Here is a 21,530-nt window from a genome sequence, read left to right as displayed (position 1 = left end):
TATAACCGCTTTTGGCTGACTTTAATACGTAAAATATTTTGTGGTCTGTAGGTAGTTGCCGGGGCGCTGGGATTGCGTTGTTTCCGTATTTTGGGCAATCTTTCTGTTTTCACCGATAGGTTGCTAACAGGAATGTGCTATGACCTTTGATGAACTGATTGCCGCTGGCCGTGCCAGCAAAGAGTTGGTTATGCCTGCGGGCTGGTCTCAGGGGCGTGCGACGTTTGGCGGCTTGGTGACGGGCCTACTGTTTGATCGTATGGAGCGCATGGTTGCTGAAAACAGACCCGTGCGCTCCATGCACGTGTCGTTTGTGGGTCCGGTAGAGCCTGATGTGCCATCTGTTTTTGATGCCCAGGTTCTGCGGGAGGGCAGGTCGGTAAGTCAGGTAGAGGGCCGGATTATCCAGAATGGAGAGCCTAAGGTCGTATGCCTTGCGGGTTTTGCCGGTGATCGGGAGTCGGCTGTGCGGATTGATGGCGTGACTGCTCCGCAAGCAAAGCCCGTGGGCCAATGTCAGGAGTTGCCCTTTATCGAGGGCTTGACCCCGGGATTTATCAATTACATCGAGATGCGCTGGGCCTACGGGAGCATGCCGTTCACCGGCGGAAGCGGGCGTGAAATGGGTGGGTGGATGCGCTTTCGAGAAGTGCCAGCGGTGCTAACAGATGCTCATATTCTGGCGCTAGTCGATGCATGGCCCGCGCCGGTTCTCCAGCATTTCAAAACCGCAGTGCCAGCCAGTTCACTCACCTGGATGCTCGACATTATCCACCCAAGGCCTGCCCTAGAAGCTGACGATTGGCTATTATACAAGTCCAAGATTGATCAGGCAGGCAATGGCTACTGCCACTATGACGCAGAGATTTGGACATCTCGGGGTGAGCTGCTAGCAATTAGCCGCCAGACGGTGACCGTATTCGGTTAATCCAGTCAATGCGGCCTAGGGTGCAGTAAAGAATGGGCGGCTCAGGCCGCCAGTTCTGCCTTTAGCGCATCAATTATAATCCGCGCAAAATCTTCGGGAGAGTCTTCCTGCAGGAAGTGCCCGCCTCGCAGAGTGATGTGGGGTTGCCCTAGCGCGCCCGGAATACGGCGTTGCATGTAGCGGTCTCCGCCGCGGGTTATTGGGTCGCCGCTGCTGAAACAGGTAATGAACGGCTTCCGCCACTTCTCCAGAACTTTCCACGCGGCTTTGTTGGCGTTACTTGCCGGGTCGTCTGGCGACATAGGCACCAGTTTGGGGAAGGCTCGCGCACCAGCCTTGTACTCTTTTGAGGGGAAGGGCGCCTCGTAGGCTGCCAGTTCGTGTTTGTTCAGTGTTCTCTCGGTACCTAGCTGCACAATCCGGCTGACCGGAAACCAAGGGCTGTGGGTAGCGAAAGCTTTCCATACGCTGAATGCCGCAGGTGCACGGGTCTCGCCGGTTGGCAGCATGCCATTACCAACAATGATACGTTGGAATCGGTGTGGCAGTTCTGCTGCAAGTCGCAAGCCCAGAAGCGACCCCCAGTTTTGGCAAACCAGAGTTATGTTTCTGAGATCCAGGGCTTCCAGCCATTGAGTGAGCCATGAAATATGGCGGTCATAGCTGTAGTCGTCGATGGCCGCCGGTTTGTCAGACTTACCGAAGCCTACAAGGTCTGGTGCCAATACTCGGTGTCCCGCAGCGGCGACAACAGGAATCATGTGGCGATACAGATACGACCAAGAGGGTTCGCCATGGAGCATTAGAACCGGCGAGGCAGCAGCTGGACCCTCATCAACATAATGCATTCGGAGGCCGGGCTCGACATCCAAATAATGCGGGCGAAAAGGGTAATCCGGGAGGCCTGCAAAGCGGTCTTCATCGGTTCTCAAAATACGCATGCCATCGACTGTCCTGACTGATTGGTTGCGTGATTGTTATGGGTCGCTCGTGTCCGGAGCCACGACAACAATCTTAGTCCAATAGGATAAGCCAGTTGGCGATTTCATGTGTTTGAGTTACGTAACAGCGCGTTGCGGCTTTGAATCAAGCCTTGTCGGGGTCGACTATTGGCAGTCGGTTAGAGCGCTTATCTTCCCAGTCCAGGTTTTTTGGGTCGTACCAGCCGATAGCGCTGAGTACTTTCTCGCGTGTCGCCGCTGACAGCGTTGGCCAGAGATCCTGAAAGTCGTCCAGCCCCTGGTCTCGAAAACGTTGCTGCTTGCTCTGGAGGCGGTTAATAATTCGCGGCAGTTGCAGAGCCTCGCCCAGCTGCCCCGGCACCAGAATTTCTTGGCCAAGAAACTTTCGGCGATGGGTTCTGGCAGCCAGCACTCGGCTTAGCTCCGCTGCAGCATCCAGAGCAGTTTCCGTGGTAAACGTTTCCAGTTCCAATACCTTGACCTGTTTAATAGTTGATCAACAACCTTTCACTATACGCTGAAGCGTGCGTCAGTGGCCATGCGGTCATGTTAAGATAAAGCGCGACTGAACCTAGCTGGGATAAACGGAATTATGTACGCAAAACTTGAGGCACGAACTTTTCTTGCCATGCTGGTCGGAGTATCTCTGGCTTTCGTGCTTCTCATGAAGCCTTTTTTCGGGCCCATCTTCTGGGCGATCGCTATCGCGGTGATTTTTCATCCGTTCCAAATGTTTCTGGTGCGCAGGCTTGGCGATCGGCCAAACGTGAACGCGCTGATTACCTTAACCGTGTGCATGTTGATTGTGGTGATTCCGGTGCTGGTGTTGGTGACCTCCCTGGTGGCTGAGGGGCTGGGAATCTATCAGCAGATTCAGGACGGAGAAATAAAGCCCGGCGAGTATATCGATCAGGTGAACAATTCTTTCCCCGCCATACAATCGTTCTTGGCGCAGTTTGATATCAGTTTTAGTGAAATCCGTGACCGAGTGGTCAGCCTATTTGTGGGTGGTAGCCAGTTTCTTGCCAAGCAGGCTCTGGGCGTTGGCCAAAATACTTTCCAGTTTTTTCTCGGGCTGGCTCTTATGGTGTACTTGGCGTTCTTCCTACTGCGCGATGGCAGCAAACTGGTTGACCTGTTGATCCTCGCGCTTCCCCTAGGTGATGAACGTGAGCGCCTGCTGTTTGCCAAATTTGCCGAGGTAACCCGTGCAACGGTCAAAGGCAACCTGTTGATTGCCATTATTCAGGGCGCTCTGGGGGCTGCTATTTTCTGGATTCTGGGTATTGGTGGGGCGTTGCTCTGGGGCGTGGTGATGGCCATCTTCTCTTTATTGCCAGCCGTTGGCGCAGCGTTGGTGTGGGTGCCAGCAGCGATTTATCTGGCCGCTGTAGGCAATGTCGTTGAGGCCGTGGTGCTCACCATATTCGGTGTGGTAGTGATAGGGCTCGCCGATAACGTTTTACGACCGATTCTGGTTGGGCGCGATACAAAACTCCCTGATTACATTGTTCTGTTATCTACCTTAGGCGGCCTTGCAATGTTTGGTATTAACGGTTTTGTGATGGGCCCGCTGGTCGCAGCACTGTTTATGGCGTTCTGGGGGATTTTCATTCGGGAGTTCAGCGAAGAGTCGCAAAGAACCGAAGGTCAGAATGATGATGTCGGTTAAGGCGATACAAGACAAAAGTATGCTAGGCTTTTACTGATTCGCCCCAGCCCGTGGAGATTGGCACCACATAACAAGAAAGAAACGGATATCGCAGAGATATCAGGAGTAAAGCAGGTGAGTATCATAAATAATGCGACCAACCTTTTGGGCCGCTTAGCGCTCGCAGCCGGCACAGTAGCAATACTGGGTTTGGCGCCCGCTGCGTTCGCCGATGAAGCGATTGCGCTCAAAAATGCCCTGTACGGCGCCGGTTACAATATTACCAACGTCGGCTCCGGAATGGATGATGCCACCCGATCTGAACTGTCTCGTTTCCAGAAAGACAACGGGCTCCAGGCGAACGGAATTTTGGATGAAGCAACCAAAAAAGCGCTGGGTATGGTCAGTGTTCAGGTTGCCGCTGCCGCGCCTGCTTCTAAGCCGAAAAATGCCCAGCCTGCGGCCACCACTAAGCCTGAGCCGGTCGTCGAGGAAGAGGTCGTTGAAGAAGAGGATGATGGCGGCTGGTCATTCTTTTGATACAAGCATCTAATAACAAAAAAACCCGCGCAGACCATCTGCGCGGGTTTTTTTGTATGAGAGTTTGTATTAGCCGAACTTTCCCAGATCCCTCACGGCGCATGGTTGTTTTCCGGCGACGTGGTTACAATAGCTAATAGATACCATAAATCAACGCCCCCGCCCTGAGCCGACTAAGGAGTTTTCTTATGGCTAGCCAGAACAGCCTGCCGCTACGCCGTTTGAAGGAGTTTCAGCCGCTAAACCGGCTGACCGATGGCCAGTTGGTATTGCTCGCCAGTCGCGCCGAACGTAGGTCTCATGGCGCAGGCCAGCGTGTGCTGGAACGCGGTGCGCGTGATGGGCTGGATTATTTCTTGATAACCGGGAAGGTCGAGCTGGAATCGATGGACGGTCGCACGTCGGTCATCGAAGCCGAAACCGAGAAAGCGCTGAACCCCATCGCCAGGTTGCAGCCAAGAATGTACGACGTCACCGCGTTAAAGCCCTGTGAGTTTCTGGTGGTGGAGCAAGATGTGCTCAACCAGCTTTTGCGGGCAGCGCCGGTTGCCCAGGTGGAGATGGACTCAGGGGAGGGTAGTGGCGACGGTGAGAGCGAGGAGCATCATCTCCTAATGGAGTTTTACGCGGAGCTTCGATCCAACCAGCTGAAATTGCCCAGCGTTCCTGACGTGGCGTGGAAAGTGCGCCGCATGGTAGACAAAGACGACTCCACTGCGGATCAGATAGCCAGCGCTGTGTCGGCCGATCCTGCCATGGCGGCCAAGCTGGTGCGGGCGTGTAACAGCCCACTTTACCGAGGGTTCAGTGATGTGCGTAATGTTCGCGAGACGGTAATTCGGCTGGGCATGCGAACGACTCGCCAACTTGTAACCGTGTTCTCGCTGCGGGAAGTGTTCAAAAGCCAGCGCCCGTCGCTACAGAAAGAAATGGAGAAGCTATGGCGCCACTCCCGTGAGGTGGCGGCGCTTTGTTGGGTATTGGCAGATCATGCCACCCGCCTGAACCCAGAGGAGGCGCTGCTGGCCGGATTGCTTCACGATATAGGTGTGGTTCCCATTTTGGTGCAGGCGGAGCATCACGTAAACTTGTTTGCCGACGACACTAACCTACAAAATGCCATCAGTGAACTTCGGGCGGATGTTGGCACCGCCGTTCTGGAAAGCTGGACGTTCCCGCCGGCCTTCGTAAATGCTGTACGCCATGCAGAAGACTGGGGTTTTGAGAGTCGGGAAGCGGAGCCACAGTTGGTGGATGTTGTTATCGTGGCGCAGCTTCACGCGATGATTGGCTCTAGCCAAAATGAAGGCCTGCCGTCATTCGACCAGGTGCCAGCTTATCGCAGGCTCGGTAGCCTTGAACTGAACGCATCCCGCAGCCTGGAACTGCTGACTGAAGCGCGGGCGCGGGTAGATGAAGTTCAACAACTGTTGTCCATACGATGAAGGTTCCGATTTTTCCTCTTAATTCGGTTGTGCTGCCTAGAGGCAAGGTTCCGTTACAACTGTTCGAACCCCGCTACATTGATATGCTGACACGTTGCCTGAAGGATGATCATGGGTTTGTTATAACCTTGTTGCGTGAGGGTGCGGAAACGGGGCGTGTGGCGTCTTTTTATGAGACCGGTACTTATGTACGCATCATCGATTTTCAGCAGTTGGACAATGGGTTGCTGGGAATTACCGTGGAAGGCGATGCCAAGGTGTCGATTACGAACAGCTGGCAGCAGGATGACGGGTTGAACCTAGGCGAGATAGAGTTTTTACCCGCGGAGGCCCCGGCGGACATCCCCACCGTATTTCACGAGCTACCATCTGTGTTGCGTGCTTTGTTCCGGCACCCGGTTATTCATGAATTGGGTATGAGCGTTGATTATGAAGATGCTCGTGATGTTGGCTGGCGGCTGACCGAGCTGCTACCACTGGATAGACAGGAAAAGCAGCACCTCATGGAGATGCAGGATCCACTTGCCCGGCTAAGTCATTTGCAGGCATTGCTGGAAGCCCTCGAAGAGGGGCAGTAGCGAAACTCGCAAAACCGGTGCGTAATGTTGTACGGCATCTGGCCACATGAGCCAGATGTAGCCGCCGCAAAAAACTAACCAGGCCAGTGCGGCCGACCTGGTCAGTACATCTGGGGCAATAGGCACCCGGTCAAACCGGCTGAAACTGGCTCTTGTTGCGCCGGTGATCGCCAACCCCAGTAGTAGCCCTCCCACAATATCGCTGAACCAGTGTACGCCCAGATAAAGCCGGCTGAGTGCTACCGAGATTAGCGGTAATGAGAACAGTATATATGTTTGCCAGCGCTTGCGGTTGCGGGTTTCCGCAGCCACAAAGCTGGCCAACAATGTGACAAACACCGTGATGCCCGCAGTATGGCCGCTGGGAAAAGAACCGGATGACGGTGGGTTTACGACCTGATCTGGGCGCACAGTGCCAATGGCGGCCTTTAATGCCCAGACCAACACAATAGTCATAACCGCGGCCAGCAGGACATGAGTGGCAGCCGCGTAGTGCCCTCGGAACGCGAGAGCCAGACACGCCAGCACCGCCGCAGTCGTCAGAACAGGTGGGTCGCCCAGAAGAGTTGCGGCTATGGCCGGTGCATCAAGCAATGGCTGGCGTAGCTCACTGAACCACTGCATTGCCAGTTGATCGAACGGCGCAATCACGTTGGTCATGGTTGCCAGCTGGCCCCAGAGGAAGAATAAAGCAAGTGATCCCAAGGCAAGCATCAGTGAAGCTAGCGGAAACTCGCCCTCTTGTGCTGGCCGTTCGTTGGTGTAAAGCCGCCAAAAGCGATGGGTGGTTTCATATTGCGCCATCTTTCGCTGAAGCCATTGGTAAAGGCGGCTGCTGTCGCCAAGGCCTAGCTGAAAACGAAACATAACCAAGTAGATCACCGCCAGCGTCGCCAAACTGATACCTGTGACCAGATACACATGTGCTGGCGGCTGCACATCACTTGCCAGTGCGCCGCCCACTAGAAACCCGGGCAAAATATAAATCGGAGCCCAGGCAATGGCCGACCCTATGTTGAACGCCAGAAAACGGCGCCAAGGCATCAGGAATGCCCCTGCGATCATGGGTATTACAGGTCGCAACGGCCCCACGAAGCGCCCGATAATGACGCTTTTCCCACCGTGCAGCTGGAAAAAGCCTTCTGCTTTTCTGATTTGTTCTGGGTAGCGGCTTAAAGGCCATACGCTTGTTAGCCGGCCTTGAAAGAGCCTGCCAATGGCAAAGCTCAGCGAGTCACCAGTGATCGCGCCCAGCCCAGCCCAGACCAGTACTTCCATTAGGGGCATGTCAATTTGGGCAGCCATGACGGAAATGGTAAATAGGAACGCAACGCCGGGTACAAGAATGCCCGCAATCGCCAGGGACTCAATAAACGCGGTGCTGAATAATGCCAGCGACAACCATCCAGGGTTGGCGCTTAGCCATGCGGTTACATCCGTAAGCCAGGCGCTGCTCATGTCCGGAGCGTTTCTCCCGGACTGAACCAGGCAGAGTCGGCCCCGCGCCGGCGGGCTTCAAGCATGGCCTGGTGAGCACGATTGCGCAGGATGTCGGTGCGGGTGTCGCTGGTGCTTCGGGTTGTGCAGCCGAGGCTGACCGTTGCCCTACCGATCATCGGCCAATGATGTTCGGAGATGGTGCGCCGTATGCGCTCAGAAATCACGCGAACGCCTTCTTCTGGAGTGAAAGGCAGGATCAGAAAGAACTCTGAGCCGTTCAGCGTATACAGAGTGTCGCCGGCACGAATAACCCCGAACAGATGCTGGGTCATGTTATAAAAAAGCGCCTGCATGCTAGGCTGGCCGTGGAGGTCGGCCGCTTCGTCGGCGTAATCTATGGTGAGGTCGATCACCGAAAGGCTGTGGCCGGTAGCAATGGCCCGGCTGATTTCTTTTTGCAGTGTCTCATCCAGAAAACGGGCGTTGTGGGCACCGGTGACCGGATCGGTAATGGCAAGGTCTTCTGCGGATTGCGCCATATGGTCGTATTGCCATATATAAAGTGCTGCAACGGTCAGAACAATAAGTAGGCCACTAACAGCTGTAAGGGCCTCTGCGGGAGGCTCCTTCACAAAAAGCAGAATCGCCATGGGGGTTAGCAAAAGCAGGGACAGCATCAACGCCTGACGGAGTGGCAGTATCAGCAGGTTAAGCACCAGTAACGGCATGGCCCAGTGGGTAATGCCCGAGCTGTTCATTGTCAGCATCGCCGCCAGAAGGCCGCTGTTTAGGCCAGAGAGAATAATGAGGTGACCAGGTGCAGAGAGCTGATGCCTGCGGCTCAGGAGCGTATAGGCAACGCCAGCAAGGGTTAGGATAGCCATGCCGGTTGCCAGGTAGAAGAGCTCATAAAAACCATAGCGAAGATTTTGCAGGGCCAAGGTAAATATAAACAGGGTGGCGAGGCTATAGCCAACACTGTGTGTCCAGGTTCTCAGCCGAGTTTCTGTCATGGCGCAGATCCTTCCGCACGTGGCTTTGTAGGGGGGTTGGTGGGTTTCCATGCGCTGTAGGCTTGAGTTCGGTTTCCGCCCTGTTGCAGCGCGCGGCGCAGTGCATTGGCTGCGCTCTGTTGCAGGCTGTCGGCATCATCACCGATGTTCAGCCCGGCGATGCCGGTGCTGACGGTAAGGCCCATGCCATGGGTTTCAAGGAGTGCGCCAAGTCCTTTGCGGATGGATTCGGCCCGGGTGATGGCCTCGTGGGTGGGTATGCCAGGTAAGATCACCAAAAATTGCAGGTCCGCTGCCCGGTAATAGGTATCAAAATCCCGTATCTGAGAATGCAGGAAGCGCCCGATTCTCGGTAGAATTGAGCGGATATCTTCGCCTGGGTCGTTATCGCTGGCATGGGTGTCAAGGCCGATCATAATAATGGACATGTCGGTTCCTTCGCGTTCGCTGCGCTGGATTTCCTTGTGTAAATCTGCCGAAAGGTATTCGCGGCTGGCGGCCTGAGTGAGTTCGTCGGTGCGTCTTAAGGGCGCCAGTTGGCGGGTTTTGTATTCGCGCAGGAATATCAGCACAGTAGAAAGAAGAATGGTCAGCAGAAACGCACTGATCATTTGGTGGCGATCTGCAATACCTTGTGCCCAATGGGCTGCGGCCATGGCTAGAACCACCATAACCACGGTTACCAGGGTTGCGATGCCTCGGGGCACGAGTGCAAATGCAACGAGTACAAGCCCGTAGAGCCAGTGGCTGAGCGCCCAGGGGCCTGTCCAGAAACTGGTCATCAGCAGCAGAATCAGCATTGCAAAAAACAGTTTTTGAATGGTTGGCCACGGGTTGTTACCGCGCCCGGAATGGAAGCTGCGCCCGCTGGCCACGACGCCTGCCGCAGCTGCGGCGCAGGCAGCAGTAAGTGGCTCTCCAAATAAGGCGCACAGAACCGCTATGGCCACAAAAACGACTAGGCTGGCGCGTGATAACCGGTTCAGCAAAAACTTGTCGGCCGTTTGGGCCATGGCATTCGTCCTTTTTCGGAGTTCCCGTTGTACCGCAACGGTATAATATCTGTTTGGGGTGCGTACTTGAAACGGGAAAGGTAAAGTTAAGCTCTTATTCCTGAATTCTGGCAGAAAACACATAAGGTAAAGGGATGGATATTGCAGTTTATATGACCGAAGTCGGGCAGCAGGCCCGGGCAGCGGCGACACTCATTGCGCGCTCTACCACGCAGGTACGGAATCGTGCGCTGCTAGCTACCGCCGAAGCGTTGGATGGCGCCCGCAGTGAATTGGCTGAGGCAAATGCCCGCGATCTTGCCGGCGGGAAGGACAGTGGTCTGGATGCCGCCATGCTGGATCGGCTTGAGCTCACGCCCGTACGTATTGATGCCATGATTGAGGGGCTTCATCAGGTTGCCTCTTTGCCCGACCCCATTGGGGCAATTACCGACATGACCTATCGGCCGTCTGGCATCCAAGTGGGCAAAATGCGTGTGCCTCTGGGTGTTATCGGCATTATCTACGAGTCCCGCCCTAATGTGACGGTTGAGGCCGCAAGTCTTTGTTTGAAATCTGGCAACGCCGCTATTTTGCGTGGTGGCTCTGAATCCATTCATTCTAATCAGGCCATTGCCTTGTGCCTGGCCCGTGGGCTTGCAGAGGTCGGTTTGCCAGAATCGGCGGTGCAGGTTATCAAAACCACCGACCGGGCCGCTGTCGGCGAGCTAATCACCATGCCGGACTACGTGGATGTGATTGTGCCCAGAGGCGGAAAAGGGTTGATTGAGCGAGTCAGCCGAGACGCACGGGTGCCGGTTATCAAGCATCTTGATGGCGTGTGCCATGTGTACATTGACAGCCATGCCGATCCAGAAAAGGCGTTGAACGTGGCCGTTAATTCCAAAACTCATCGCTACGGCACCTGCAACACCATGGAAACTTTGCTGGTGGATAAGGAAATTGCCGCCGATATGCTGCCGCTGTTGGGTTCTGCCTTTGCTGAAAAAGGTGTGGAATTGCGTGGGTGCGAGCAGACTCGGGAAGTTCTCGCGAATATAAGTGTGGCCACAGAGGCAGACTGGGAGGAAGAGTATCTGGCTCCTGTGTTGGCCATTCGCGTAGTGGATGGGCTGGATGGTGCGATAGCGCACATCAACCGTTACAGTTCCCAGCATACCGACAGCATTATCACGGAGAACTACACTCGGGCCCGGCGATTTATCACAGAGGTGGACTCAAGCTCGGTGATGGTCAACGCCTCAACGCGCTTTGCTGATGGCTTTGAGTATGGCCTGGGTGCCGAGATTGGTATCTCTACAGACAAAATACATGCCCGCGGGCCGGTTGGGCTTAAGGGCCTAACCTCGCAAAAATACGTGGTGTTTGGCGATGGTCACATCCGGGCCTGATGCCGATGCATGTGATTTATGGCGGCACCTTCGACCCGGTACATCATGGCCATCTGCGCCTTGCGCTAGAAGTTAGCGACAGGCTCGGAGGCGTGCCTATCAATCTTGTGCCCTGTCATATCCCCCCTCATCGGGGCGAGACCGGCGCAACGGCGGCGCAGCGGTTGCACCTGTTGGAGTTGGCGATAGCTGGCGAACCTTGTTTGCGCATTGATGATCGAGAACTGCGCCGTGAAGGTGCATCCTATACGGCGGATACTTTGCACCAGTTGCGCAAGGAATTGGGCGGAGATACCCCGCTGGTGATGGTTGTGGGCACGGACTCATTTGCCGGTTTTGACCGTTGGAAAGAGTGGCAGCAGATTCCGAACCTTGCCCACATTATTGTTGTGCGACGCCCCGGCATTGCACTGGATCCCGAGGGTGAGCCTGCTCGGCTGCTTGCTGAGCGTGGAGTGGAAAGCGTTGAAGCCCTTAGTGGCCAAGCGTCGGGGCTTGCGCTTGAACTGGATCCGCCCTGGTTAGACATCTCCGCAACCGGCATTCGTGAGCGTATTGGCCGTGGCGTGTCACCCCGTTATCTGGTTCCCGATACGGTATTGGCGGAGATTCGGCGGATAGGGCTTTATGGGCGTGCCCCGTAGCGAAGTTTTAGTGGTACAATCGCGATCAATTATGACTTTTCGGGTGGCCATTCCGGCCGGCACCCGAACAACAGGGTGATTATGCAGGCAGAACAACTTAAAAATCTGATAGTGAACGCACTTGAAGATGTGAAAGCACAGGACGTCAGTGTTGTTGACGTACGGGATCGCACCAGCGTTACCGATTTCATGGTTCTGGCATCCGGAACATCCAACCGACACGTTAAATCTCTTGCCGACTCTGTTGTTGTCGATGCAAAAGAGCAGGGCGTTCGTGTCAACAGTGTTGAAGGTGGCGGTGGTAGTGACTGGATACTGGTGGATCTGGGCGATGTGGTTGTACACGTCATGCTGCCTGCCGCCCGTGAATTTTATGATCTGGAGCGCTTCTGGCGTGATGCACCGGATCCCGGTGCTGCGGGCAGCGAATAATCATGCGATTGCGCCTGATCTGTGTGGGGCAGAAAATGCCCGGCTGGGTCAGTGAAGGCTACGACGACTATGCGCGTCGTATGCCTCCGGAAATGCCTCTTGAACTGGTAGAAATTGCCATGCCCCATCGTGGCAAAAATCCCGACATTCCCCGGCTTATGCAGCGCGAAAGCGAGGCAATACTGGCCGCGACCGGCCCCAAAGACAACGTTGTCGCGCTGGAGGTGACGGGCCGCCCTTGGTCTACTGAAAAATTGGCCAGCCAGCTGGAAAACTGGCAGCAGGACGGGCGCGATGTGAGCTTTCTTGTAGGCGGCCCGGATGGACTGGCTGAACCCTGTCGCCTGCGCGCAGGCAAGCAGTGGTCGCTCTCTCCTCTTACCTTGCCCCACCCTCTGGTGCGAATCCTGCTGGCGGAGCAGTTATATAGAGCCTGGTCTATTACTCGTAACCACCCGTACCATCGGGCTTAGGACGCATCCATGCCGTGGGGTGAATTCAAAGACACTGCCGCCGAGCGCAGGCTATTCCAGCGCCGCGTCACCGCTATGCTGCTGTTCGTGTTCCTGCTTATGGTGGGGCTTGTTGCGCGGATGTATCAGCTTCAGATCGTAGAGCATGACATCTACACCACTCTTTCTGATAAAAATCGGGTACAGGTCCAGTCAGTGCCCCCGCCGCGCGGGCTTGTATACGATCGCAACGATGTACTTTTGGCGGAAAATCGCCCGGTGTTCAGCGTAACACTGGTGCCGGAGCGGGTTGGCGATATGGACGCTACGCTGGAGCAGCTTGTCCGGATTATTGATGTTTCCGAAGAGGATTTGGATCGGTTTCAGCGCCGCCTGCGTGAACCGAGACGACCCTTTCAGGAGATTCCGCTGCGCTACGACCTAACCGAAGACGAAATTGCGCGCCTGGCGGTACACCGGCACGAATTGCCCGGTGTGGAAGTGGAAGCAGAACTGGTTCGATATTACCCGCACAGCGAGCTGACGGCCCATGCGCTGGGTTTTGTCGGCCGCATTAACCGTGAAGAGTTGCAGCGGATCGACCCGGTTAATTACGCCGGTACCAACTATATTGGCAAATCCGGTGTTGAGCGATTTTATGAAGAAATGCTGCACGGAAAGGTTGGCTACCAGCACGTAGAAACCAACGCGCGGGGTCGCACACTTAGAGTTCTGGAGCACGAAAACCCGGTGCCGGGTGACGATCTGCAACTGCACCTAGACCTGCGATTGCAGAATAAAGCACACGAGCTTTTGGATGGCCGCCGGGGTGCTATCGTCGCTATCGAGCCCGCAACGGGCGGGATACTGGCGCTCGCCAGCGTGCCCGGCTTTGATGCCAATAAGTTTGTTACCGGCATCAGCGTGCCAGACTACCGCGAATTGAGTGAAAGCCGAGATAAACCTCTTTTTAACCGGGCCCTGCGTGGGCAATACCCTCCCGGCTCCACTTTAAAACCCATGCTGGCGATCGCGGCCTTGGATAGTGGTGCTGTAACGAAGGATCACACCATCTGGGATCCTGGGTACTTTCAGCTCAACTCTGGGGGTCGTCGTTGGAGGGATTGGAAGCGAGGAGGGCATGGCTGGGTCGATCTGACCTATGCCATGGCACAATCCTGTGACGTCTATTTTTATGAGGCCGCTGTGGAAATGGGTGTAGACACCATGCACAGCTATCTCGCTCGCTTCGGTTTTGGTGAAGATGCAACCTTGGATGTATCCGGCGCCCTAAGCGGGCTCTTGCCATCTCGGGACTGGAAAAGGGCGGTGCGCAACGAACCCTGGTATCCGGGGGACACGGTAAATATGGGCATTGGCCAAGGCTTTATGCTCGCGACGCCTTTGCAACTTGCGACGGCAACGGCGCTGATTGCAAACCGGGGTGAATGGGTTCAGCCGAGATTGCTAAAAAGTATTCTGGGAGGCAGGTCGGCAGATGAGTTTTTGCCGAGTGAAACCCATGAGCCATTGAAGCTCAAAGACCCAAGTGATTGGGAGTACATCACGGAGGCCATGGCCGAAGTGATGCATGGTTCTAAAGGCACCGCCCGAGCCTCGGGCCGGGGAGCTTCTTACCGTATGGCCGGAAAAACCGGCACGGCACAGGTGTTCAGTCTTGCAGAAGATGAAGAATACGATGCCGAAGAAATCCGTGAACGGTTGCGGGATCACGCCATGTTTATCGGCTTTGCGCCGGTAAAGAATCCGCAAATCGCGGTTTCCGTGATTGTTGAAAATGGCGGTGGTGGCAGTAGCACTGCAGCACCGGTGGCGCGGGCACTGTTTGATGCCTGGCTAGTGGAGTTTGCAGCGACGGAAGATGGCTCGCTGAACGGTAAAACCGATTCAGAAGACGAGGTTCGTTAATGGCTACCCGGGAAGTGTTTAGCTCAACTGCCAGCAATCCCCTTGGGCGCCCGAGAGGCCTATGGTCGGCCCTGCATCTGGATCCCATTCTGCTTGTGCTGCTTGTTGGGCTGATCTCTGCGGGGCTGTTCGTGCTTTACAGCGGCGCAGACCGAAATCTTGATGTGGTCAAGGCGCAAGGTGTGCGTTTTGGCATTGCCTTTATTGTGATGCTGGTATTCGCGCAGTTGGACCCCTCTGTATTCCGCCGCTGGGCGCCTTGGCTATACGGCCTTGGCTTGATCGGCTTGGCGGCTGTGCTACTTGTCGGTATCGGTGCTAAAGGTGCACAGCGCTGGCTGGCTCTGCCGGGATTGCCGCGGTTTCAGCCGTCAGAGCTTATGAAGTTGGTGGTGCCTATGATGGCAGCCTGGTACCTGTCACGGCATTTTTTGCCGCCGAGGTTGTCTCGCATAGGTGTCGGCCTGGCGATTGTACTGCTCCCCATGGTCCTGATCGTGAGGCAGCCCGATCTCGGCACATCGCTTTTAGTGGGCATGGCCGGCCTGTTTGTGGTATTTTTCGCCGGCATGAGCTGGAAGCTGATTACTGCATTTTTCGCGTTGGTTTCGGTAGCGGCACCGGTGATGTGGTTTTTTGGAATGCGTGAATACCAGAAACAGCGTGTACTGACACTGCTGGACCCCCAAAGCGATCCGCTGGGAGCAGGCTGGAACATTATCCAATCCAAAACTGCCATTGGCTCCGGCGGTCTCAATGGTAAGGGCTGGCTTCAGGGTACTCAATCGCACTTGGAATTCCTGCCCGAAAGCCACACAGATTTTATTGTTGCCGTTTTGGCCGAGGAATTCGGGTTCATCGGAATCTTGGTTCTGCTCAGTGTTTATTTCCTGATTATACTGCGCTGCTTCTATATTTCGGTTACTGCTCAGGATTCGTTCAGCCGATTGGTGGCGGGCGCACTGACGATGACTTTCTTCATCTATGTGTTTGTAAATGTTGGCATGGTGAGTGGTCTGCTGCCTGTGGTCGGGGTACCCTTGCCTCTGATTTCCTACGGCGGTACGTCAATCGTAACGCTGATGGCGGCGTTTGGCATTCTGATGTCCATACACACCCATCGCAGGATGATCACGGCCTGATGTCACGCTGGTAATGGTGATAGGCGCCGGGAACCCGTTACAATGGTAGCGGTTGGTGCGTTTACGTTTATCCGCAGGCATGTATCTCAGAGGACATCCAGGCAGTGATCTCAAATCGCTCATATATATGGTTGGTGATACCGGCAGTTCTTGCACTGGCTGGCTGTGCGTCGACACCTACTTCGGCACCGGCCGGCACTGATCATTCATCACGTTATACCATCACCCAAGACAGAGCCCCCACGGGCAACTTTGATGCCACTGGGTTGTCAGATGCCGTGCCCGTATACCAATCGCCGGTTAGAGCCGGAAATAAATCGCCTTATACGGTATGGGGTAAACAATACACTGTGCTAAATAGCAGTGATGGTTATGTCGCTCGTGGTACTGCAAGCTGGTATGGCGAGAAGTTTCACGGCCACAAGACATCCAACGGCGAAACCTTCGACATGTATCAAATGTCGGCGGCTCACAAATCCCTGAGGATTCCCAGCTACGCAAGGGTGACCAACCGGGATAACGGTCGTTCCGTGATCGTTCGGGTTAACGATCGTGGCCCGTTTCATGGGGATCGTCTGATCGACTTGTCCTACGCGGCGGCCAAGAAACTAGGCTACCAGTCGCGGGGCACCGCTCGAGTAGAGGTAGAATCAATTACCGTTAAACCGGATGGCAGCATGTTCATTGCCGGCCAGCCGTTTGCTTCCGATGGTCAGCCACGGGTGCAGCCAGCCCCGGCAACGGAAAATGCTGTCGCTGTAAAGGGCAGCCAAGATGTTGGTGGCGGGCTTTTTGTTCAGCTTGGTTCGTTCAGCAGCCCTGATCCTGCGGAGAAACTGCAGGGTCGCGCCAAGAGCGCACTCAGCAACTCGTTCGACAACCCTGTGCGGGTGCGTGCGGTGAATACAGCGTCCGGGCGCTTTCACCGGGTACAGGTTGGCCCTTTCCAGGATGAAGGCAGTGCGCGAAAGACGCAGAACCTGCTGGAAGCAAAGGGGTTTTTCCAGTCAATTGTGCTGACCGACTCTGACTAAGCGTTAGATCACACATAAAAATACACTTAACGACGAATGAATAGACCCATGGCCTTAAAATCAGTTTTTCGCTCGCTTTCCTTTCTTTCAGCGATACTCGCTTTTGTACTGATGCTTTCGGTATCAGGCAACGCAATGTCCCAGACTGTACTGATTCCGTCTCCGCCACAGATCGCTGGCAGCTCCTACGTACTCATGGACCCGAAGAGCGGCAGCGTCCTCATGGAGGAGAACAGCAACGAGCGGCTCCCACCAGCCAGCCTGACCAAAATGATGACGGCGTACATTGTTGAGCGTGAGTTGGACGAAGGCCGGATCAAAATGTCCGACCTGGTACCGATCAGCGTAAAGGCCTGGAAAACTGAAGGGTCGCGGACGTTCATTAAAGAAGGCACCAGCGTCTCCGTAGAGGATCTTCTTAAAGGTGTCATCATCCAGTCTGGTAACGACGCATCGGTCGCGCTGGCTGAGTTTGTTGCAGGCAGTGAGGGCGCGTTCGTGGATATCATGAATCAGCAGGCTCAGCTGCTAGGTATGAAGGACACCCACTTCGAGAATGCGACTGGCCTGCCTGCTCCCGATCATTTCTCCACCGCGTATGATTTGGCTGTATTGGCACGAGCAATTATCAATGATCACCCAGAGAACTACCCGATCTACGCGGAAAAGCACTTTACCTACAACAATATCCGTCAGCCTAACCGCAATAGCCTGTTGTGGCGCGACGAAAGTGTTGATGGCCTGAAAACCGGTCATACCGAAGAGGCAGGGTATTGTCTTGTTGCTTCTGCCAAACGAAATGATACCCGCTTTATTGCGACGGTAATGGGTACCCGCAGTTCACAGTCGCGCTCGCAAGAAATTCAGAAAATGCTGAACTATGGGTTCCGCTACTTTGAGAGCGAGCGGTTGTTCCGTGCGGGTCAGGAGCTCATTAAAGCAGATGTATGGGGCGGTGAGTCGGATCAGCTCTCTGTAGGTATGCTTGAAGATGCTTACGTGACCATTCCTCGCGGGTCTCGCGACAGCTTGGAGTCCAGCGTGGATCTCGATTCGGTGATCAAAGCTCCGGTTCGGGCCGGCGATGAGCTCGGGCGAGTGAAGGTGTCGTTCAATGGTGAGGTACTGATAGATCAACCAGTACTCGCGCTCACAGAGGTGCCCGAGGGCGGCCTGTTCAAGCGCATCTGGGACGCCATCAAGCTGTTTTTTATTCAGTTGTTTTAGTAAGGGCGAGTTGAGCCCGGGAGTAAAGCGGCATGAGTGAGCCGAAAGCACCAAAAATTGAGTTTCCCTGCGATTACGCCATCAAGGTGATAGGCAACTCTGCTCCGGATTTTAAGGAATTTGTGGTTGGGGTTGTTGAGCAGCACGCCCCGGGTCTTTGCGAGGCGGATGTTTCTATTCAAGACAGCAGCAAGGGGCGGTTCTGTTCGGTTCGTCTGAACATAATTGCGACGGGCGAGCCGCAACTAAAAGCCCTGTTCGAGGAGCTCAAGGCCAGTGGTCGTGTGCACATGGTGTTGTAAGCGCAATGCCTGAACTGATTGTCAGATCATTGGGCCAGCAGCCCTATCTGGAAACCTGGGAAGCGATGAAAAGCTTCACAGCGGAAAGAGACGATCACACCAAAGACGAGCTCTGGTGCCTTGAACACCCTAAGGTTTACACCCAGGGGCAGGCAGGTAAGGCCGAACATATTCTGGCGCCGGGCGACATTCCGGTTATTCTGGTGGATCGTGGCGGGCAGGTAACCTACCACGGCCCTGGCCAGCTAGTGGTTTACCTGATGTTGGGTCTAACCCGGCGTAAGATGGGGGTAAGGGAGCTGGTAGACGTTATTGAGCAGGCTATCGTGCGTTCACTGGCCGAGCTTGGTATTGCCGCGGAACCCCGGTCGGATGCACCCGGTGTGTATGTGGGTGATGCGAAAATTGCTTCCCTCGGGTTGCGGGTGCGCCGTGGCTGTTCTTTCCATGGCTTGGCACTGAACGTTGATATGGACATGGAGCCCTTCCAAAGAATCAACCCCTGTGGTTATGCCGGATTGGCCATGTGCCAGGTTCGCGACTTTGTATCCACTGCGTCCATTGTAGATATTGAAAAGCGCTTGGTGACCCAGCTGGTCTCCGGCATGGGTGAATCCACCGTGAGTTACCGCAAGGGCTGGGAGAGCTAAGCCAACGATTCTTCTTGATGGGCGCAAACACGGTTGCGCCCGAGAGATTTTGCACGGTAAAGGGCTTCATCTGAACGTTGAAGAAGCTTGTCGATCGACTCGCGCCCGCCGATGCTTGCTACCCCAATACTAGCCGTGCAGGTCACTGGCTTCTGCTCTACCATCACTGCATTTTCAGCGATGGCCTCACGAATCCGGTTTGCAATGTGTACCGCCTCAGTTGGGTCTGTTTCCGGTAGCAGCACCAAGTATTCCTCGCCGCCCCATCGCGCGATAGTGTCGACCTTTCGGCACTGGTCCAGAAATGTCTTCCCAACCTGCACAATTAAGTCATCGCCTACATGGTGCCCATAGGTATCGTTGATGTTCTTGAACAGGTCGATATCCGCAAGCAATACGGCGAACGGCCGGCCATTGCGCAGGTAGCGCTCATATTCCGCTTCTAGTTGCGCCAGCGCTTCGCGACGGTTTGCCAACCCGGGCTTCGCTGATATAAAACACAATGGGCGGATAGGCAAAGAGCCAGATGATCGCCGATCCGTCCTCCACCGCCTGAACAGTCAGGTAGGTAAATAGAATCGTCGTAACGATCATAAAAACCCTACGGTGGAAGGTTTTATGACGAGATATTGCTAGCCATCATGGTTGCAAACAGTGCGAGTAGCACTGATGTTAGCTGATCGCCACGACCGAACGAGCGCCACGCATAAAAAACTAGCAGTAAAGTGGTAGTCGCGCTTATCCAGTTGATAAGAATCGGAACTGTGTCAAAACGTAAGTAGATATAAACTGGTAGGCGTCTGCGCACAATGGCCCCCAGGCCGCAAATTTGGGTCGAATCAGAGAGGGCAGGTGGTTACAGTATCCGTATAATGTTAAAAGGTTAAATTTTCCGATTTGGGCAGGTCGCATATGTCATCCAAGCGTTCAGGTAAGTCAGTGTCCCGCATCAAGACAGGAAGCTTCGAACGCCGCCTGAGCCTGACCCGTGCGGGGCTCTTTGCAGGAACCCGTATGGCCTCGCACATGGCCACCAATTGGATCGGCAACAAGGAGAGGCGTGATGAGCGCCACCGGGCCATGCTCTCCAGCCAGGCGCGTTTTCTGGTGGATGAGCTTGGCCAGCTGAAAGGCAGTGTGGTCAAAATAGGCCAAGTGATGGCGCTATACGGCGAACATTTCTTGCCAGAAGAAGTGACCGAAGCGCTGCATACCCTAGAAGACCAGACCACCTCTTTGGAGTGGGCGGCTATCGAGCGCGTGCTTAAAGCTCAGCTGAGTAGCGAAAGACTGGCAGAGCTTGATATAGACCCCGAACCCATAGGCGCGGCTTCGCTCGGGCAGGTTCATCGAGCTGTTCGGCGCAGCGATGGCTTGGAACTCGTACTCAAAGTTCAGTACCCAGGTGTTGCAGACGCAGTAGATAGCGATCTAAATGCCGTGGCTCAGCTGCTTAGGGTTGCCCGGCTGGTGAACTTTGGGCCGGAGTTCGAGGACTGGCTCGAAGAGGTGCGGCGAATGATGCATCGAGAGGTGGATTACCGCCTAGAAGCCCGCACAACAGAAAAATTCCGACAGATGCTCGCGGACGACCCACGTTTTGTGGTCCCCAGAGTGTTGCCAGAGTACTCCACAGACCACATTATTGGTGCTACCTACGAGCACGGCCATTCCATTAGCTCTGCGGTGGTCGGTGATTTACCGCTTGAGCGTCGTAGTGATCTGGGCAAGGCTGCTTTGGAGCTGTTTTTCCGGGAATTGTTTATTTGGGGCGAAATCCAAACAGACCCAAACTTTGGTAATTACCGCATTCGTATCGCTGGAGAAGAGGGTGGGGATGATGATCACGATCGCATCGTACTGTTGGATTTTGGCGCGGTGCAGTCGTATTCCAGAGAGTTTCTCGACCCGGTTATTCAGATGGTTCGGGCCTCCTATGAAGACGATCTTGAAGCCGTGATCGACGGCGGCGTAAAGCTTCGCTTCATGAGCTCAGATTGGCCGAAAGAAGTGTTGGAGAAATTTGGTCAGGTTTGCATGTCGGTTCTGGAGCCGCTTTCCAGTGATCATGAAAGTTGGCCAGAGGGAGCGGTTAACAGCAAGGGGCAGTATCGCTGGAAGCAAAGCGACCTGCCATCCCGGGTCGCGCGACAGGCGGCACGGTCGGCCATAAATCGCTACTTTCGGGTACCGCCCAGCGAATTTGTATTTCTTAACCGCAAGCTGATTGGGGTGTATACCTTTATTGCCGTGCTTTATTCAGAGTTCAATGGCGAACCATTGTTGCGTAAGTACCTTTACGGTGAGGGTGATGATACCCCCGACGCTTCAGCGACCAGCCAGATTACAAAAGCATAGCGCAGCCCTTTTCCGATACCCACTAGCACAATAAAATTGAGCCAGGGCACGCGCATGATCCCGCCTACCAGCGTCAACGCGTCGCCACCCAGAGGTAACCAGCCCAGCAGCAAAGACCACTGTCCGTAGCGGTTAAAACTGTTTCTGGCCTTGTGAAGCTGAGCCTCGCTAATCGGAAACCAGCGCTTGTGCTTTAGGCGGTCAATCTGCCTACCAATAATACCGTTAACCACAGACCCCAGCGTGTTGCCCAAGGTTGCCCAGAACCACAGCCACCACAGTGAGTATCCCTGAACAACCAGCGTGCCTGTCAGTATTTCCGAATAGGCCGGCAGCAGGGTGGCCGCCGCGAATGAAACCAGAAATAACGTCAGGTAAATCAAAGAGTTTTCCTTGCTC

General features: G+C 54.9%; 23 protein-coding genes. 16 read left to right on the top strand and 7 right to left on the bottom strand.

Annotation, left to right across the window (positions count from 1 at the left end; translation table 11 throughout):
- Window positions 1-139 precede the first annotated feature (139 nt).
- On the top strand, window positions 140-928 hold the full coding sequence (locus CPH80_RS10960; RefSeq protein WP_096277742.1) for an acyl-CoA thioesterase: 789 nt from the start codon (window positions 140-142) through the stop codon (window positions 926-928).
- Between the two features lie 41 nt (window positions 929-969).
- Here CPH80_RS10960 and CPH80_RS10955 read toward each other — a convergent pair whose 3' ends face one another.
- The gene (locus CPH80_RS10955) at window positions 970-1,869 is read right to left on the bottom strand and encodes a haloalkane dehalogenase (protein WP_096277740.1); all 900 of its coding nucleotides are present in this window, start codon (window positions 1,867-1,869) and stop codon (window positions 970-972) included.
- Between the two features lie 145 nt (window positions 1,870-2,014).
- Window positions 2,015-2,362, bottom strand: a complete 348-nt coding sequence (locus tag CPH80_RS10950) for a hypothetical protein (RefSeq protein ID WP_172898596.1) — start codon at window positions 2,360-2,362, stop codon at window positions 2,015-2,017.
- Between the two features lie 120 nt (window positions 2,363-2,482).
- Between CPH80_RS10950 and CPH80_RS10945 the strand changes: the two genes are divergently transcribed.
- The 4 genes from CPH80_RS10945 to CPH80_RS10930 all read left to right on the top strand — a co-directional run bounded on the left by CPH80_RS10945 (window position 2,483) and on the right by CPH80_RS10930 (window position 6,104).
- On the top strand, window positions 2,483-3,562 hold the full coding sequence (locus tag CPH80_RS10945) for an AI-2E family transporter (RefSeq protein ID WP_096277736.1): 1,080 nt from the start codon (window positions 2,483-2,485) through the stop codon (window positions 3,560-3,562).
- A 114-nt stretch (window positions 3,563-3,676) separates the two neighbouring features.
- Complete coding sequence (locus CPH80_RS10940; RefSeq protein ID WP_227520126.1) at window positions 3,677-4,081, top strand: peptidoglycan-binding domain-containing protein; 405 nt, start codon at window positions 3,677-3,679, stop codon at window positions 4,079-4,081.
- 188 nt (window positions 4,082-4,269) lie between these two features.
- On the top strand, window positions 4,270-5,526 hold the full coding sequence (locus CPH80_RS10935; RefSeq protein WP_096277734.1) for an HDOD domain-containing protein: 1,257 nt from the start codon (window positions 4,270-4,272) through the stop codon (window positions 5,524-5,526).
- Entirely contained in the window at window positions 5,523-6,104 is a 582-nt protein-coding gene (locus CPH80_RS10930; protein ID WP_096277732.1) for an LON peptidase substrate-binding domain-containing protein, read from the top strand. Before CPH80_RS10935 ends, CPH80_RS10930 begins: the two co-directional genes overlap by 4 nt.
- On the opposite strand, the gene CPH80_RS10925 is transcribed toward CPH80_RS10930, so the two are convergent.
- Genes CPH80_RS10925 through CPH80_RS10915 form a run of 3 tightly spaced genes read right to left on the bottom strand, consistent with a single transcriptional unit; the run spans window position 6,057 to window position 9,570 of the window.
- Window positions 6,057-7,562, bottom strand: a complete 1,506-nt coding sequence (locus CPH80_RS10925) for a bifunctional DedA family/phosphatase PAP2 family protein (protein WP_096277730.1) — start codon at window positions 7,560-7,562, stop codon at window positions 6,057-6,059. The two genes, CPH80_RS10930 and CPH80_RS10925, sit on opposite strands and share 48 nt — an antisense overlap.
- Window positions 7,559-8,557 (bottom strand): GGDEF domain-containing protein, encoded by a 999-nt coding sequence (locus CPH80_RS10920; protein ID WP_096277728.1) that lies wholly within the window; start codon window positions 8,555-8,557, stop codon window positions 7,559-7,561. The genes CPH80_RS10925 and CPH80_RS10920 overlap by 4 nt, the downstream gene beginning before the upstream one ends.
- Window positions 8,554-9,570 (bottom strand): GGDEF domain-containing protein, encoded by a 1,017-nt coding sequence (locus CPH80_RS10915; RefSeq protein WP_096277726.1) that lies wholly within the window; start codon window positions 9,568-9,570, stop codon window positions 8,554-8,556. The genes CPH80_RS10920 and CPH80_RS10915 overlap by 4 nt, the downstream gene beginning before the upstream one ends.
- A 134-nt stretch (window positions 9,571-9,704) precedes the next feature.
- On the opposite strand from CPH80_RS10915, the gene CPH80_RS10910 reads away from it, so the two are divergent.
- From CPH80_RS10910 to lipB, 10 genes are all read left to right on the top strand, one after another.
- Window positions 9,705-10,961 (top strand): glutamate-5-semialdehyde dehydrogenase, encoded by a 1,257-nt coding sequence (locus tag CPH80_RS10910; protein WP_096277724.1) that lies wholly within the window; start codon window positions 9,705-9,707, stop codon window positions 10,959-10,961.
- A 5-nt stretch (window positions 10,962-10,966) separates the two neighbouring features.
- A complete protein-coding gene (gene nadD / locus CPH80_RS10905) occupies window positions 10,967-11,605 on the top strand; it encodes a nicotinate-nucleotide adenylyltransferase (RefSeq protein ID WP_096281557.1) in 639 nt (212 codons plus the stop codon).
- An 81-nt stretch (window positions 11,606-11,686) separates the two neighbouring features.
- Window positions 11,687-12,037, top strand: coding sequence for a ribosome silencing factor (rsfS, locus tag CPH80_RS10900; protein WP_096277722.1), 351 nt, complete (start codon window positions 11,687-11,689; stop codon window positions 12,035-12,037).
- Between the two features lie 2 nt (window positions 12,038-12,039).
- On the top strand, window positions 12,040-12,510 hold the full coding sequence (gene rlmH, locus CPH80_RS10895) for a 23S rRNA (pseudouridine(1915)-N(3))-methyltransferase RlmH (protein WP_096277720.1): 471 nt from the start codon (window positions 12,040-12,042) through the stop codon (window positions 12,508-12,510).
- A 9-nt stretch (window positions 12,511-12,519) separates the two neighbouring features.
- Complete coding sequence (gene mrdA, locus CPH80_RS10890; RefSeq protein WP_096277718.1) at window positions 12,520-14,418, top strand: penicillin-binding protein 2; 1,899 nt, start codon at window positions 12,520-12,522, stop codon at window positions 14,416-14,418.
- Window positions 14,418-15,560: a rod shape-determining protein RodA gene (gene rodA, locus CPH80_RS10885; RefSeq protein ID WP_096277716.1), complete on the top strand. Its 1,143-nt coding sequence runs from the start codon at window positions 14,418-14,420 to the stop codon at window positions 15,558-15,560. The genes mrdA and rodA overlap by 1 nt, the downstream gene beginning before the upstream one ends.
- 104 nt (window positions 15,561-15,664) lie before the next feature.
- Window positions 15,665-16,594: a septal ring lytic transglycosylase RlpA family protein gene (locus tag CPH80_RS10880; protein ID WP_227520125.1), complete on the top strand. Its 930-nt coding sequence runs from the start codon at window positions 15,665-15,667 to the stop codon at window positions 16,592-16,594.
- Window positions 16,595-16,642: 48 nt separating this feature from the next.
- Window positions 16,643-17,821 (top strand): D-alanyl-D-alanine carboxypeptidase family protein, encoded by a 1,179-nt coding sequence (locus CPH80_RS10875; RefSeq protein ID WP_096277714.1) that lies wholly within the window; start codon window positions 16,643-16,645, stop codon window positions 17,819-17,821.
- Between the two features lie 32 nt (window positions 17,822-17,853).
- A complete protein-coding gene (locus tag CPH80_RS10870) occupies window positions 17,854-18,123 on the top strand; it encodes a YbeD family protein (RefSeq protein ID WP_096277712.1) in 270 nt (89 codons plus the stop codon).
- A gap of 5 nt (window positions 18,124-18,128) precedes the next feature.
- A complete protein-coding gene (lipB, locus tag CPH80_RS10865; protein ID WP_096277710.1) occupies window positions 18,129-18,773 on the top strand; it encodes a lipoyl(octanoyl) transferase LipB in 645 nt (214 codons plus the stop codon).
- Here the strand turns inward: lipB and CPH80_RS22430 are convergent.
- Window positions 18,770-19,249, bottom strand: a complete 480-nt coding sequence (locus CPH80_RS22430) for a GGDEF domain-containing protein (RefSeq protein WP_227520123.1) — start codon at window positions 19,247-19,249, stop codon at window positions 18,770-18,772. The two genes, lipB and CPH80_RS22430, sit on opposite strands and share 4 nt — an antisense overlap.
- Before the next feature lie 436 nt (window positions 19,250-19,685).
- Between CPH80_RS22430 and CPH80_RS10855 the strand changes: the two genes are divergently transcribed.
- Window positions 19,686-21,131 carry an ABC1 kinase family protein gene (locus CPH80_RS10855; protein ID WP_096277708.1) on the top strand — a complete coding sequence of 482 codons (1,446 nt, stop codon included), beginning with the start codon at window positions 19,686-19,688 and terminating at the stop codon, window positions 21,129-21,131.
- Here CPH80_RS10855 and CPH80_RS10850 read toward each other — a convergent pair.
- A complete protein-coding gene (locus tag CPH80_RS10850; protein WP_096277706.1) occupies window positions 21,071-21,514 on the bottom strand; it encodes a YqaA family protein in 444 nt (147 codons plus the stop codon). The two genes, CPH80_RS10855 and CPH80_RS10850, sit on opposite strands and share 61 nt — an antisense overlap.
- Between the last annotated feature and the right edge of the window lie 16 nt (window positions 21,515-21,530).

Source organism: Marinobacter sp. LV10R510-11A, assembly GCF_900215155.1.
Classification (GTDB): Bacteria; Pseudomonadota; Gammaproteobacteria; order Pseudomonadales; family Oleiphilaceae; genus Marinobacter.
The sequence above is the reverse complement of the archived record's forward strand: the minus strand, read 5'-3'. Positions and strand labels throughout refer to the sequence as shown.

What these genes read in the sequence shown, in the direction of transcription:
- CPH80_RS10960 (WP_096277742.1), top strand. Translation starts at nt 140, where the DNA reads ATGACCTTTGATGAACTGATTGCCGCTGGCCGTGCCAGCAAAGAGTTG.
- CPH80_RS10955 (WP_096277740.1), bottom strand. Translation starts at nt 1,869, where the DNA reads ATGCGTATTTTGAGAACCGATGAAGACCGCTTTGCAGGCCTCCCGGAT.
- CPH80_RS10945 (WP_096277736.1), top strand. Translation starts at nt 2,483, where the DNA reads ATGTACGCAAAACTTGAGGCACGAACTTTTCTTGCCATGCTGGTCGGA.
- CPH80_RS10935 (WP_096277734.1), top strand. Translation starts at nt 4,270, where the DNA reads ATGGCTAGCCAGAACAGCCTGCCGCTACGCCGTTTGAAGGAGTTTCAG.
- CPH80_RS10930 (WP_096277732.1), top strand. Translation starts at nt 5,523, where the DNA reads ATGAAGGTTCCGATTTTTCCTCTTAATTCGGTTGTGCTGCCTAGAGGC.
- CPH80_RS10925 (WP_096277730.1), bottom strand. Translation starts at nt 7,562, where the DNA reads ATGAGCAGCGCCTGGCTTACGGATGTAACCGCATGGCTAAGCGCCAAC.
- CPH80_RS10920 (WP_096277728.1), bottom strand. Translation starts at nt 8,557, where the DNA reads ATGACAGAAACTCGGCTGAGAACCTGGACACACAGTGTTGGCTATAGC.
- CPH80_RS10915 (WP_096277726.1), bottom strand. Translation starts at nt 9,570, where the DNA reads ATGGCCCAAACGGCCGACAAGTTTTTGCTGAACCGGTTATCACGCGCC.
- CPH80_RS10910 (WP_096277724.1), top strand. Translation starts at nt 9,705, where the DNA reads ATGGATATTGCAGTTTATATGACCGAAGTCGGGCAGCAGGCCCGGGCA.
- nadD (WP_096281557.1), top strand. Translation starts at nt 10,967, where the DNA reads ATGCATGTGATTTATGGCGGCACCTTCGACCCGGTACATCATGGCCAT.
- rsfS (WP_096277722.1), top strand. Translation starts at nt 11,687, where the DNA reads ATGCAGGCAGAACAACTTAAAAATCTGATAGTGAACGCACTTGAAGAT.
- rlmH (WP_096277720.1), top strand. Translation starts at nt 12,040, where the DNA reads ATGCGATTGCGCCTGATCTGTGTGGGGCAGAAAATGCCCGGCTGGGTC.
- mrdA (WP_096277718.1), top strand. Translation starts at nt 12,520, where the DNA reads ATGCCGTGGGGTGAATTCAAAGACACTGCCGCCGAGCGCAGGCTATTC.
- rodA (WP_096277716.1), top strand. Translation starts at nt 14,418, where the DNA reads ATGGCTACCCGGGAAGTGTTTAGCTCAACTGCCAGCAATCCCCTTGGG.
- CPH80_RS10875 (WP_096277714.1), top strand. Translation starts at nt 16,643, where the DNA reads ATGGCCTTAAAATCAGTTTTTCGCTCGCTTTCCTTTCTTTCAGCGATA.
- CPH80_RS10870 (WP_096277712.1), top strand. Translation starts at nt 17,854, where the DNA reads ATGAGTGAGCCGAAAGCACCAAAAATTGAGTTTCCCTGCGATTACGCC.
- lipB (WP_096277710.1), top strand. Translation starts at nt 18,129, where the DNA reads ATGCCTGAACTGATTGTCAGATCATTGGGCCAGCAGCCCTATCTGGAA.
- CPH80_RS10855 (WP_096277708.1), top strand. Translation starts at nt 19,686, where the DNA reads ATGTCATCCAAGCGTTCAGGTAAGTCAGTGTCCCGCATCAAGACAGGA.